The sequence below is a fragment of the Myxacorys almedinensis A genome (assembly GCF_010091945.1).
GTDB lineage: Bacteria > Cyanobacteriota > Cyanobacteriia > Leptolyngbyales > Leptolyngbyaceae > Myxacorys > Myxacorys almedinensis.
The window spans coordinates 213724-227841 of the sequence record NZ_WVIE01000001.1 but is presented as its reverse complement, the minus strand read 5'-3'; the positions used below and the strand labels follow the sequence as shown (position 1 = coordinate 227841).

Annotated in this window: 9 protein-coding genes; 6 read left to right on the top strand and 3 right to left on the bottom strand. The window is 52.4% G+C overall.

The window, feature by feature from the left end:
• Positions 1-86: 86 nt before the first annotated feature.
• A complete protein-coding gene (cphA, locus tag GS601_RS01015; protein WP_162421284.1) occupies positions 87-2813 on the bottom strand; it encodes a cyanophycin synthetase in 2727 nt (908 codons plus the stop codon).
• 509 nt (positions 2814-3322) lie between these two features.
• Complete coding sequence (locus tag GS601_RS01010; RefSeq protein ID WP_202924764.1) at positions 3323-4138, bottom strand: cyanophycinase; 816 nt, start codon at positions 4136-4138, stop codon at positions 3323-3325.
• Positions 4139-4511: 373 nt separating this feature from the next.
• On the opposite strand from GS601_RS01010, the gene trmD reads away from it, so the two are divergent.
• Complete coding sequence (trmD, locus tag GS601_RS01005) at positions 4512-5255, top strand: tRNA (guanosine(37)-N1)-methyltransferase TrmD (protein WP_162421282.1); 744 nt, start codon at positions 4512-4514, stop codon at positions 5253-5255.
• Positions 5256-5303: 48 nt separating this feature from the next.
• On the top strand, positions 5304-6329 hold the full coding sequence (locus tag GS601_RS01000; protein ID WP_162421281.1) for a DUF1517 domain-containing protein: 1026 nt from the start codon (positions 5304-5306) through the stop codon (positions 6327-6329).
• Between the two features lie 246 nt (positions 6330-6575).
• On the opposite strand, the gene GS601_RS00995 is transcribed toward GS601_RS01000, so the two are convergent.
• Positions 6576-8822 carry an NACHT domain-containing protein gene (locus tag GS601_RS00995; RefSeq protein WP_162421280.1) on the bottom strand — a complete coding sequence of 749 codons (2247 nt, stop codon included), beginning with the start codon at positions 8820-8822 and terminating at the stop codon, positions 6576-6578.
• 213 nt (positions 8823-9035) lie between these two features.
• Between GS601_RS00995 and ispF the strand changes: the two genes are divergently transcribed.
• The 4 genes from ispF to trpE all read left to right on the top strand — a co-directional run bounded on the left by ispF (position 9036) and on the right by trpE (position 14067).
• Positions 9036-9518 carry a 2-C-methyl-D-erythritol 2,4-cyclodiphosphate synthase gene (gene ispF / locus GS601_RS00990; protein WP_162421279.1) on the top strand — a complete coding sequence of 161 codons (483 nt, stop codon included), beginning with the start codon at positions 9036-9038 and terminating at the stop codon, positions 9516-9518.
• 152 nt (positions 9519-9670) lie between these two features.
• Entirely contained in the window at positions 9671-11662 is a 1992-nt protein-coding gene (locus GS601_RS00985) for a DICT sensory domain-containing protein (RefSeq protein WP_162421278.1), read from the top strand.
• Positions 11663-11764: 102 nt separating this feature from the next.
• Positions 11765-12187: a photosystem I reaction center subunit II PsaD gene (gene psaD, locus GS601_RS00980; RefSeq protein WP_162421277.1), complete on the top strand. Its 423-nt coding sequence runs from the start codon at positions 11765-11767 to the stop codon at positions 12185-12187.
• Between the two features lie 347 nt (positions 12188-12534).
• On the top strand, positions 12535-14067 hold the full coding sequence (gene trpE, locus GS601_RS00975; protein ID WP_162421276.1) for an anthranilate synthase component I: 1533 nt from the start codon (positions 12535-12537) through the stop codon (positions 14065-14067).
• Positions 14068-14118 lie beyond the last annotated feature (51 nt).

Genomic DNA, 14118 nt, shown 5'->3' with positions numbered 1-14118 from the left:
GAGATGAAATTTAATCATAAAGCTGTAAAACGGATGGATGTTCCACACCCATGAGAATATCCATCCGTTCAACGATTGGATGTGGGTTAGACGCCTGAGGGGGTTGAAACGGTTTCTTTAGAATCGATTGTCGATTTGGAAGTGGGCACGATCGCGCCTGATTCGGCTGCATCACTCGACTTGGCGGGGGCGATCACCTGAATCGGATGGCGCTCCTCAATCAGTTGGATAGCGCGATTAACGCTTTCTGGCAAAATCACAACAAGACTTCCAGGCGGCGCATCATCTAAGGCAGCGCGTACGGCAGTGGCTTCATCCAAAACAACCTCGCACCGAGCATCGGGCTTTGCCTGAGTGATGCCGAGTTGAATCCAATTGGCAGCATCCCCGCGATCGCGCCCCCGCGTGTCATTATCTTCTTTGACAATGATGCGATCAAAGATTCCGGCAGAAAGCTTGCCGAGCATCACCAGGTCTTCATTTCGCCGATCGCCTGGGCTTCCAACCACGCCGATTCGTTCGCCCGTTGTCCAATTTTGCACAAACCCACCGAGCGCTTCATAGCTGTGGACATTGTGAGCATAATCAACCAGGGCATGGAAACTGCCCAGATTGAACAGATTCATTCGCCCAGGGGTCTGTTTGGTGGAGGCTTGAAACGTCGCCAGCGCTGAGCGAATATCTTCGATCCGAACGCCTTGAGCAAACGCCGCTAAGCTGGCTGCAAGGGCATTGGCAATCATAAACGGGGCGCGCCCACCCAGGGTCAACGGCACATTCACTGCTTGCTCAATCCGCAGCGTCCAATCGCCTTTAAGAATCGACAAATAGCCGTGCTCATAGACTGCCGCCAAGCCGCCGCGCTGGGTGTGGGTGCGAATCAACTCGTTCTCAGGGTTCATAGAAAAATAAGCGATCTGAGCCGAGGTGCGCTCTGCCATTGCCGAAACTAATGGATCGTCAGCGTTTAACACCGCATAGCCATTTGACATGGTAGCTTCTGCAATAACGCCTTTGACTTGTGCCATTGCCTCGATCGTGTTGATGTCTCCCAAGCCCAGGTGGTCGGCAGCGACGTTGAGCACCACGCCCACATCGCACTGAGTGAACGCCAAGCCCGATCGCAAGATTCCACCTCTCGCACTTTCTAAAACGGCAACTTCAACGGTTGGATCTTGCAAAATCAGTTGAGCGCTTTGAGGTCCTGTATTGTCGCCCGGCTCAACCAGGTACTCGCCAATGTAGGTTCCATCAGTAGTGGTGTAGCCAACAATCTGGTTGGTTTGCTTGAAAATGTGGGCAATCAGGCGCGTCGTCGTAGTTTTACCGTTGGTGCCGGTAATGGCAATAATGGGCACCCGACCGGGAGTTCCGGGGGGAAACAGCATATCGATCACGGGTTCTGCCACGTTGCGGGGAATGCCTTCGCTGGGGCAAACGTGCATCCGAAACCCTGGCGCAGCGTTGACCTCGACAATCACCGCATCGACATCGCGCAGAGGCTTTGAAATATCGGAGGTAACAATATCGATCCCGGCAATATCCAATCCGATGATTTTGACCACTCGTTGAGCCAACCAGGCATTTTCAGGGTGAATGTCATCGGTGCGATCGATGGCAATCCCGCCGGTACTCAAATTTGCAGTTGAGCGCAGGTAAAACACTTCATCTGGCTCTAGCACCGTCTCTAACGTGTAGCCTTTTTGGTCGAGCAACTGCCACGAGGTGCGATCGACTTCAAGTTTGGTCAACACATTGTCGTGTCCGGTGCCGCGACGCGGATCGCGGTTGGTCTCCTCGATCAGGGCGGCGATCGTTGAGCGTCCATCTCCGACCACGTGCGCCGGAACCCGTTCGGCAACGGCAACCACTTTGCCATTGACCACAAGAACCCGGTGATCACGCCCCTGATAAAATCGCTCGACAATCACCGATTTGGAAACCGCCTTTGCCGCATCGTATCCTGCTTCTGCCTGTTTCCAATGAGTGATATTAATAGTGATGCCGCGTCCGTGGTTGCCGTTTAGCGGTTTGATCACGATGGGATAGCCGCCCACATCTGCGATCGCATCTTCCAACTCATCTAAATAGCTCACCACCGTGCCACGAGGAACCGGAACCCCCGCCGCGCGCAGCACTTGTTTTGTCCCTTCTTTATCGGAGGCAAGTTCAACCCCCAAGATGCTAGTGTAGCCGCTCAGAGTGGCCTGAATCCGCTTTTGGTGAGCACCATAGCCTAACTGAATCATGGCACGAGCGCTGACTTCCATCCAGGGGATATCTCTTGCCTCAGCTTCTTTGACCAACGCTTCAGTACTCGGTCCCAAGGCAGCATCGCCAGCCAGATCGCGCAGATCGCTTAAATCTTGAGCTAGCTCTAGCGATGGGTAAGCCCCTTGCTCAATAATGCTTTGGCAAATCCGCACGGCTGCCCGTGCCGCATAGCGCCCTGCCTGCTCATTTTGGTACTCAATCACCACCTGATATACACCCGGTTCGGCAGTTTCGCGCGTTCGCCCAAAGCCAACTTCCATGCCCGCAAGTTCTTGCAGTTCTAAGGCGACATGCTCAATGATGTGCCCCATCATCGTGCCTTCCTGTACCCGGCTTAAAAACCCCCCACGGCATCCAGGAGAGCAGAAATGCTCAACCAGAGAGGGCAGCGTGTGAACCAATCCCTCGTAGAAACCAGGAATCTCGTTCGACGGTGTTTCTGCCAGCGTTTCTAGGTCGAGGCGCATCACAACTAGCTTGGGACGGCGGATGCTCCAATAATTGGGACCACGTAATGTCAGAATCTTCAGAATCTTCATAAGAACGTCGTAAAGGGGGGTACAGACTAGCGATTAGAAGCGGAAAACTTCGCGATCCGCAAGGCTCTGAATCAGGGTGATGGAGTGGGCGGGCAGTGGAGATTGCCAATTGGGTCAGTTACCTAGTGTGGTCGGTAAAAACCCCATGAAACTGTCCACTATAAACAGTTTGGGGTGTAAAGCAGTTCTGCTGTCGGCGTCTGTGCCATCTCTGTAAATCTCTGTAAACCTCTGTGCAAATAATGTAGTTTAGAACCAACTTAGCGTTAGCCGAAACGGAGGGTTAGCCGAAACAGGCGCAACGATTTCAAACTTAAATCTGGATCTTTACAGGCACCCTAGCAAAATTTGTGGAAAACGAGCCAGCGCTAGGGGGCTAGAGGTAAAAACGCTGGCTCGAAGCGTAACGGCTAATAGGCGGCGATGGTCTAAAACTCAGGTCTAAAACTAAACTACGGTCTAAAACTGATGTCTAAAGCCTGTGTCTCAAGCTTGGCAGAGCCAATCGTTTAGCGGTTTAAAAGGGTCATTCTCCGTTTGTGCAGGTCAAAGCAACTGCCTGCATCGAGAATGTGGACGCGCAAATTGCTGATACAGAGTGGCTCAGTTTGGCTGACCTCAGCATGATTGGTGTAGCTCATCTCGCCCGGATCGACAATGGTAACGGCTCCTTTCCCCATCACTTGCAAAATGCCATCCCCTTCAAAAACGGCGCATGTGTCTTCATCAATTCCGATCCCCAAGCGATCGCGATGTCCAGCGATCGCGCTCATCAGCCGCGCCATCCGATTACGATTATGAAAATGCTGATCCACAATCACCTCTGGAATGATGCCCAGCCCCAAGGTCATATCGACCATCGAGCGATTGGGGGTTTCCCCACTTCCGCCCCCGGCGATCATGTGATAGCCCATAACGGCGGCTCCGGCACTAGTTCCTGCCAGGGTAAGAGCTTGGGCTTGGGCGCGCGATCGCAAGATCGTCATCAGAGGCGTATCTGCCAAAATACCGCACAGGCGAAGCTGATCGCCTCCCGTCAAAAAGACGCCAGTACAATCTGACACATAGGCTTGCAACACTGGGTCATCACATTGAGCGCGATCGCAGATATTGAGCACCTCGATCGCTTTTGCCCCCATCGCTTGAAAAATGCTGCGGTAGCGATCGCCAATCAAGGCAGGTTCACGAGAGGCACACGGTAAAATGGCAATGCGAGCATCTTCGCCCCCAGAGCGCCCAAAAAAGCTATGGAGGATTTCGCGCCCATGGACTTTATCTTCTGCTCCCCCAATAACCATAATGGCAGTTTGAGTGGGTTGAGGCATCTTTGACTGTAGAGATTGCAAAGCTAACTGTAGCATGGGAAGGACGATGGGGTAAGGGTTCGGGGAATTTAGAGACGAGGGGAAACCCCCAGGTTTAGCAGTCGTCAGTTTTGTAATTTTAGAAGGTTAGGTTGGCATGATGAAGATAGGTTAGATACGGAATAGAGACGTAAGCTGACAATTCAGGTGCAGATAGCAGCAGGGGGCATCGTTGGCGGTGCGTTGCCCAAACGGTTGAAAGGTTCCCCTACTGGCGTTTGTTCCCCCACTGGCGTTTAGGGAACTGGGAGGGCTAAGATGCCTCAAACGCCGACCCATGCCAAGAGCGATCGCGGCATCTTGGTTCCAGACCGAAGATTTATCAATAACTGTTATGCGTTTCGATATTGTGACTCTGTTTCCGGGTTTCTTCACGTCTCCCCTCAGTTCTGGGCTGTTGGGAAAGGCTCTAGCCAAAGGAATCGCACAGGTGCATCTCACCAACCCGCGAGACTTTGCCACCGACAAGCATCGCCGCGTAGACGATGAGCCTTATGGAGGCGGCGTTGGCATGCTAATGAAGCCCGAACCCCTGTTTGCGGCGGTAGAATCATTGCCGGTGTTGCCCCGTCGAGATGTAATTTTTGTGACTCCCCAAGGTGAAGCCATGAACCAGCCCTTGCTCAAACAGCTATCGACAGCCTTCGATCAAATTATCATTCTTTGTGGACACTATGAAGGCATTGATGAGCGAGTGATGCAACTGGTGACCCGTGAGGTGTCGTTGGGCGATTTTGTGCTCACCTGTGGCGAAATTCCGGCACTGGCATTGCTAAACGGGACGATTCGTCTGTTGCCTGGGACGGTAGGCAAAGAAGAATCGCTCAAGGCAGAAAGTTTTGAAGCAGGATTGCTAGATTATCCTCAATATACGCGCCCGTCGGTGTTTCGGGGGTTAGAAGTGCCTACGGTTTTACGATCGGGCAACCATGCCGAAATTGAGCGCTGGCGTACGCAGCAGCAGGTAGAACGCACCCGCGATCGCCGCCCTGATTTGTACCAGCAGTGGCTTGAGGAAGAGCAAGGTGCAGCCCGTGTCTCTCTAGAGGAAGCATCGCAATCTGAAGGTGACCCGTAAAATGGGGAAGTGTAGATAGACGTACCGTTGAACGGACTGTTCTAAACCATGTCAAAGCCTTTTTCTCGGTTGCTGGGGGCGACGTTTCCTACGAAGTTGAGCCTTGCTCTAATCGCGAGCTACTGCCTGCTCAACTCGGTTAGCGTGCCTGTGCCTTCTTCCTTCAAGTCCCAAGCGTGGCGCTTTGAGCAGGCTGCTCTTGCCCAACGCAGCGGGGGGCGCAGCCGAGGTGGCTCGTTCAACCGTGCACCTTCTAGACCGAGCCGATCGTCAGGTGGATCTAGCGGCGGATCTAGAGGAGGCGGAGTTGCTCCGGCGCGTCCGGGCTATGGTGGGTACGGCTATGGCGGCGGCTATGGCGGCTATGGCGGCTATGGCTATGGATCGTCGGTGGGCGGCGGATTGTTCAGCTTGGTCGCGCTGCTAGCGGTGGGCGGAGTTGGGCTAGTTCTCTGGTATCTCATTTGGGCAAATAGAGGCAAGAAATTTGCGGGTAGCACTGAACTGACGAATGACATCGTAACGGTGAGCAAGATTCAGGTGGCGCTGCTGGCGCAGGGAAAAGCGATTCAGACTCAGCTTGCTAAAATTGTTGAAACGGCGGATCTTGATACGCCCGAAGGTCGGCAGCACCATGTTCAAGAAGCGGCGTTGGCGCTGTTGAGGATGCCAGAAAATTGGTCGCATGTGCAGGCGGCTTCTGAGACGGTGAAATCGCTCAACGAAGGTGAAACGCTGTTTGAGAAATGGTCGATTTTAGAGCGCACAAAATACACCGAAGAGACGCTAACCAACGTTGGCGGCACCATCACTCGCAAAGATTACAGCATTAATCCAGAGAAAGATCCAGCATCCTATATTGTGGTGACGCTGCTGGTGGGCACGGCAGACGATCAGCCGCTCTTTCAGGAGGTGCGAACCTCGGAAGCGCTGAAAGAAGTGTTGACAAAAATTTCTAGCCTCAGTCCTGATTATTTGATGATTTTTGAGGTGCTGTGGACGCCTCAAGCCGAAGGAGACAGCCTCACCTACGATGAGTTGCTGACCGAGTATTCGGATATGTTGCAGATTTGATGAAGAACGGGCGAAACCTTCTCAGGTCAGCTTTCCTGATGCTCACTCGTCAGACTTGCTATTGACACAGACATCCGATCTCATTACTAATAGCCAGAACCCTGACCTGCCACCGACTACAAGTTAACCAGCTACAACAAGTTAACCAACTAACGCAGTGCCAGGTAACGGATCGCCAAAAGGTAGGTAAATCGTGTAAAAGAAGAGCGTTTACAAAGTTTAAAAAATGTCTAGGACTGGCTCGTGCTAAAGTTCACAAGTCTCTGCGCGAGAAAAGAGAACACTTCCCCGTATTTCCCTGGGAAATTCTCCGCTCCGAGTTTTTTGGAGGTCAAAGGTTAAGTCGTCATAATCCACCCAGTCGTCGTCCTTGCGCCACCCGACGCGATCGCCAAACTTTTCCCAGCCGTCACTATACTCCGTTGGGCTACCGCATTCCTGCCAGATTTGTTTCTGGACGCTGAAGCCCCATTTGCCGTTACTGTACCGTAACCACAGTTGATCCAGAGTCCGCAGGTCATCGCAAGGGAAATTTTCTAGATCAGCCGGCTCGAAGTATTGCCCTTCTTCTTTGCCCACGGTAGTAATCATCAGCCGATAGGTTTCCTGGTCTGCGTCGCGCCACTGCCCAGACTTCAGCAAATCTTCTAGCGTTTGGTAGCGCGAGGTTTGTAGCGTTGGGGTCAACTGGGTCAGCACTTCTAGCTCAGCATCGTTTAGGTTCACCCGTTTGGTTGTGTCTTGCCAGCAGGTGTAAGCAAGGTCGGTTGCGCCTTGTTGCATCGCTTGCCGAATTAACGTAGTCGGGTTAGTTTGCGCCGCATAGAGCAAAATCGTCGGCTTCCACCAGCCATCCTCGAAATGTTGGTACAAAACGCTTTCCCGCTTCAGTCGAATGATTTCTTTAGCTGCAAGATATTCCTGAAAACTCAGGTGCGAAAACTCATACTCTTCGGGTTCTCGCTGAACCAGTAATTCGCTCACCTGCTCAATATGCCTGAGAAAATCTGCGGCTGAAACCGTTTCCGCTTGCTCTGTCAGATAGGTTGTCAGCCGTCGCAAAATCACCTCTTGGCTGACCTGCTCATCGTGCTGCTGCATCATCTCTAGCGCCAGCATTTGCAAAATTACCAGCGCCTCCTCGTATCCCAAAATGGTTTCTAGCCGCCTTGCCCCTGGGCGATCGCGCAACTGCAACACACACATTTCCTGATAGAGTTCCACTCGTCGTCGAGGCAGTTCTGCACTGGGATAGCGCCGATGAAAGGTCGCCATCATATTCAGCAATAGCGGGTTTTTGGCAAGATCTTTTAGCTCCGATCGCGCCTCAATTTGCGCTAGCAATTCATCTGCCGATCGTTGCGCTTCTCTGCGAATATCAGGCGTATCCTCCTTGCCGTGGTGATAATATTCCTGACACCAATACCACTGCTCCACAAACTGCCGTCGCTGCTTCTCCTGAAAGTCTTTCACCCACAAGATCGTCTCTAGCTCTAACGTATCCATCGCCTGATCCTGCTCTTGGTAAGCTTTGGGTCGCGATGTCAAAATAAACGTTGATTTGCCATAGTGTCGCATTTGCTCGTTTAACCACCGCGCCACTTGGGGACGTTGAGCTTTTGGCACTTCATCAAAGCCATCCACCAATACCAAAGCATCGCCGCGCCTGAGAATGTTTTTTGCCCAGTCGGGTGACATCCTCAGCGTTGCTCCCTCCGGCAAATTTGGAATGTGCTTTTGAGCAATCAGATCAGGCAGACTCAGCGGATTTTCTTGGGTCAACTCTTCACGATACTTTCGCAGCAGCAGCAAAATCGGAACTAGACGCGGTAACCCGGAGCCTTGCTGGTTTTGCCCATAAGTAAATGCCAAATGCCTCAGCAACGTCGTTTTGCCATACCCACCCCACGCCAAAATCACAAGGCGACGGTAAATTAAATCTTTTTCTGTTTGTGCCAGCAGTTTCCAAATATCTAAACGGGTCAAACGATCAGAGTCAGTCTCATCAAATCTGCCGGACTTAGCAACATCGCTCATTAACCCAGGTCGAAAGGCACTGCGATCGAGTTCTAGGGGTACATACACCTTCTCCAGCATGGGTGTGAAAATCCCTTCGACCTTTGCCATGCCCTCTGTGCGGCAATACTTGCACTCCTGCGACTGCGCGGTAAAGTAGCGGTCTTCTGCTGATGTGAGCGTCGCGATTACCTGCTCTGTTTTCTTGCCGATCGCATCCGCCGTTTTATCTCCGGCTTGACCTAAGCCCTTATTTGTCCGTTTCGCGATCGGTTCAACAAAGGCATAAACCATCGTTGCCGCCCCGCCAATTCCTGCACCCAAGGCTAATCTAGGGAGTTCGGTACTGCTAAGCAACGTGATGACTGTGCCTGCCCCACCCCCGATCGCAGCTTTGATCAAAAGTTCAGCCAGTTTCTCGTTCCAGGGTGACTTTTCTTCCTGCTTATCTGGCTTTGGTGTCGGCTCTTCTGGCATAGTAAGTCCATCAGCAAACGGATGCTTTTATTTTTAGCGCAAAAATCATCCTATCCAGAAATCTTTGCTTGAGACAGCACTGGGGGGTGCGATCGCACCTGCAACTCAAGCCAAAACTCATGCTTCCACCATCTGCGATCGCGTTAAATCGCAAAGTTCTATGTCCATCGGCGTTTTAGACTACTCTTAAAGACGGCTCAGACAAACACAAGTATGACGATCAGAATCGGAAATGGATACGACATTCATCGCCTCGTAGCAGGACGAGACTTAATTCTCGGTGGCATCAAGATCGACCACGAAACGGGGTTACTGGGTCATAGCGATGCCGATGTTCTCACTCACGCAATTATGGATGCAATGCTTGGCGCATTGAGCCTTGGCGACATTGGGCATTATTTCCCACCCACCGATCCAAAATGGGCAGGAGCCAATAGCGTCAATCTTTTAGAACGGGTTCACCACCTGATCCGCGATCGCGGCTGGCAAATTATTAACATCGATTCGGTCGTGGTTGCCGAACGTCCCAAACTAAAGCCCCACATTGAGGCGATGCGATCGCGCCTTGCCCAAGCGTTGCAACTTCCTGCCGATCGGGTTGGCGTTAAAGCTACGACCAATGAAAAGCTTGATGCAGTCGGAAACGAAGCTGCGATCGCCGCCTACGCAGTTGTGCTGCTAGAACTGCTGCCCTAATCTGTCTGCGATCTGAAGGAGCGTTTTACTTTGGCTCACCCAATTTGCGTTACAGAGTTTTACAGTCTTCCCACGTTCCGAAGCACAACCCGCTAGACTAACATCACCCCTTCTCACCTGCCAAGATCGCGGGGATTGGCTCAGCATAATCAATGATCATCTCCGATTCTGTCTTGGATGCCCTCCTCAAAGCGCGTCCCCAGGCACGCCCCCAAATGTATTTCAAATCTTCCATGACGGCTCTGTCCCACGCGATGGAAGATCAGGTTTTGGCGGGGGACGATCATCCACTCGTGATTGCCAGCTTTCAGCGCGAACGGTTTTATCGGCAAGAAGCCCACCGCTATCTTCGCATCGCCGAACGCACAGACCAGGTGTATGTCTTGGCGGCACCAGAAACCGATTTTGCAAACCAATCAGAGCATTATGAAACGATCGCCTTTAAGCCAACCGATGGTCTCAGCAAAGAGTGGCATCTGGTTGTGTTGGGCAAACAGTATGCCTCGTGCTTGATTTGCAAAGAACGAGAGTTGCCCGACCTCCGCACTGACACCCCAGAACTGCATGTCGATCAAGCGCGGCGCTTTGAAGGAATTTGGACGTTTGATCGCTCTGTGGTGTGCAAGTCGGCTGAGCTACTGCTGCACCGCATCGCCTACTATAGACCCGAACTTGCCGCTAAAATTAATCCTGTGCTTGAGCGCATTGAAACCGAGCCGCAGTCGGGCATCAACCAGGTTGATCCGGCTCCGTTTGCTGAGCGATTGGTCACCTATCTTCAGGCAGGGCAGTACAAACTTGCGAAAGCGTATCGTGCGATCGCAGAGAAAGAGCGCAAAGAGCGATTGGTTAACTCGATCACAGCAGCCGTGCGCCGCTCGCTTGACCCCAACGAAATCCTCAAGATTGCGGCACAAGAACTCGGACAGGTGCTAGGCGCGGGTCGCTGTTTGATCTATCGCTGTAAAGCAGCAGATACGATCGCCACCCTAGAACACGAATTTCTCAATGCCGTCTGCGCCGCACCCATTCCCTCGTTAGCGGGTCGCCCCTGGACGCTGCAAGGCAATCCCCTGTTTGAACAAGTGGTGCAGGAGCAAGAACCGGTCTACATCCAAGACACGCAAGCCGATGATCGGTTGTCGGTGATCAAAGATGGAGAATTGACAATTCAAGCCCTCGCCCAAGATTGGCGGATTCACTCGTGGCTGATGGTGCCGGTGCTTCACCAAAACCAGCTTTTGGGCATGGTAGAGTTGCACTTTTGCGACCCCACACCCCACGAATTGGATCGCCATGAACTGGAAATGATCGAAGCGATCGCCACCCAAATTGGTGTTGCTTTGATCCAAGCCGAAGCCTTCGAGAATTTAGAAGATCTCAACCAGCAGCTAGAAGCCCTCGATCGCACACGCAGCAACCTGATTGCCATCACCGGGCACGAACTCCGCACCCCCTTATCTACCATTCAAGTATGTCTAGAAAGCCTTGCCAGCGAACCGGATATGTCGCCCGATTTGCGGCAAGTGATGCTCAATTCTGCCTTAACCGACGGAGAGCGAATGCGGAAGCTGATCCAAGACTTCCTCACCCTCTCGCGTCTAGAAAGTGGGCGCATCGAATGGAAAGTTGAGCCGTTGCCCCTGTGGGAATGCGTTGATCTGGCGCTGAGCAGCCTTCAGGCGCGCCGATCTGCCAATCCGATTCCGCAAATTATCACTCAGCTTTCGACCGAGCTACCGTTGGTGCAGGTCGATGGTGAATGGCTGGTCGAAGTGCTCAGCAAACTGCTCGATAATGCCTGTAAATTTACTGATGCTAAGGGCAGAATCACCATCCAAGCCCAGCGCCTCGGCACTGATAAGTTAGAAGTGACCGTTTCTGATACGGGGCGCGGCATCGAAGCCAACCGTCTCGAAACGGTCTTTGATCGCTTCTACCAAGAAGAAGGCGCACTCCGCCGCACTACCGGCGGCACAGGGCTAGGACTCGCCATCTGTCGCCAAATTATTACCAATTGGGGTGGGCAGATTTGGGCAGAATCGGGCGGCAAAGATTGCGGCAGTCAGTTTCACTTTACCGTCCCCATTGTGCCTCTAGAAGAGAAGCAATCTATGTCTACTCGCCGCAAGCGGAATACCTGAAGTCCCTGCTCTTTTTCCTAATTTATTAAGGCGTATTACAGTTTCGATAGCGAAGTAAACGCTCGATGATACGATGCGTAAAAACGTTTAGAGCGTGACCTTATGTCAGAAACTCTTACAGGACAGGCTCCTTTGTTTGGTGGCAGTACGGGCGGACTGCTAACCAAAGCCTTGGTAGAAGAAAAATATGCCATCACCTGGTCTAGCCCCAAAGAGCAGGTTTTTGAAATGCCGATGGGCGGCGCTGCCAAAATGCGCCAGGGTGACAATTTGCTGTATTTAGCTCGTAAGGAACATTGTCTTGCGCTTGGTGGGCAGCTTCGCACGAAGTTCAAAATCACCAACTACAAGATTTACCGCGAATTCCCCAACGGCGAATTGCAGTATTTGCACCCGGCAGATGGTGTCTTCCCCGAAAAAGTAAATCCTGGTCGTGTTGCAGTCAATAGTGTGCCTCGCAGCATTGGCGAAAATGGGGAACCTGTCAAGCTAAAGTTCAGCAGCAAGAAAACTTACGATCCTTAAATCACGCGGTTTAGGTGTCATAGAGTTACGGTGCGATCGCGGCTAGATCACGCTAAGGCAATTTTCTAGAACGCCCTGACGTTTTTGCTTTTTGAGGAAAAGGGTGGGGCGCTGAGGGCAGTTTGCGATCGCGCCCATCTTACTAAAGAGCCAACATTTGGGAAACTCCAGATGCTGGCTCTTTAAGTTTTAATTGCTGGATTTAGAGAGAACTTTACACCAAGTTTCTAGCGCATCATCGCTGGGTGCAACCTACCCAAAGCTCTTCTGGGTGCTGTATTCTAAGCTATGCAACTTCGTTGTATTCAGGTCTGTGTTGCGTTAGCCATCATCCCTTTAGCACTGTCATGATCTTTCCAACCGTCTCCCAGTTTAAAGAACTCGCGAAACAGGGAAACTTTGTTCCGCTCTATCAAGAATGGGTGGCGGATCTCGATACGCCGGTGTCGGCATGGTATCGCGTCTGTGCAGGGCAGCCCTACAGTTTTTTGCTGGAATCGGTCGAAGGTGGAGAAACGATCGGGCGCTACAGCTTTTTGGGATGCGACCCGCTATGGGTATTGGAAGCTCGCGGCGATCGCACCACCCAAACTCAGCGAGACGGACAGCAGCAAATCTACGAAGGCAATCCGTTTGATGCGCTATCCCACTGCCTCGAACCGTTTCATCCGGTCAAGCTGCCGCAGTTGCCGCCTGGAATTGGGGGCTTATTTGGGTTTTGGGGCTATGAATTGATTCAGTGGATCGAGCCGAGAGTGCCGACCTACCCAACCACTGAAACAGACTTGCCCGATGGCGTGTGGATGCAGGTGGATAACTTGCTGATTTTTGATCAGGTGAAGCGAAAAATTTGGGCGATCGCGTATGCCGATCTGCGCGACCCAGCCGTGGATTTAGAAGCAGCCTACGGGCAAGCCTGCGATCGCGTCTCCCAGTTAGTTACAAAATTGCAATCTCCCCTGTCAGACCATGCTCGTCTGCTGCCGTGGAAAGCCCCAACGCCCGAAACAACAGCGCTCGCCTGGACAAGCAACACCACAAAACAGCAGTTTTGCGCCCACGTCGAGAACGCCAAAGACCACATTCGGGCGGGAGATGTGTTTCAGGTCGTGGTTTCTCAGCAGCTATCGGCCCCCTATAGCGGTGAGCCGTTTGGCTTGTATCGATCGTTGCGCCTTGTCAACCCGTCGCCTTACATGGCCTATTTTCACTTTGGCGATTGGCAAATTATCGGCTCCAGCCCTGAGGTGATGGTAAAAGCAGAGTTGGCAAGCGACCCAACCCAGCCAAAAGTGGCAACCGTTCGCCCGATCGCAGGCACCCGGCGGCGCGGCAAAACCCACGCAGAAGACTTGGCGTTAGAGCAAGACTTGTTAGCCGATCCGAAAGAAGTGGCAGAGCATGTGATGCTCATTGATCTCGGTCGAAATGATTTGGGTCGGGTTTGCCTCAACGGTTCGGTTCGGGTAGACGAACTGATGGTGGTTGAGCGCTATTCCCATGTGATGCACATTGTCAGCAATGTAGTGGGGCAATTGTCCCCAAGCAAGACCGCTTGGGATTTACTCAAAGCCTGTTTTCCGGCAGGAACAGTGAGCGGCGCACCTAAAATTCGAGCGATGGAGATTATCCACGATCTTGAACCCTGTCGTCGGGGTGTCTATTCTGGCGTTTACGGCTATTACGACTTTGAGGGACAGTTGAACAGTGCGATCGCCATTCGCACGATGACAGTTCGACCGTTGGGCAATGGTCAACATGTGGTCAGCGTGCAGGCAGGGGCAGGGCTAGTGGCAGATTCTGTCCCTGAAACCGAATACGAAGAAACGCTGAATAAAGCGCGAGGGGTGTTAGAAGCCATTCGCAGTTTGACGTATTAGAAGTCTGAAGGGATAACACCCCAGAGCACTCTACCTCAGCTTCCTAGTGGT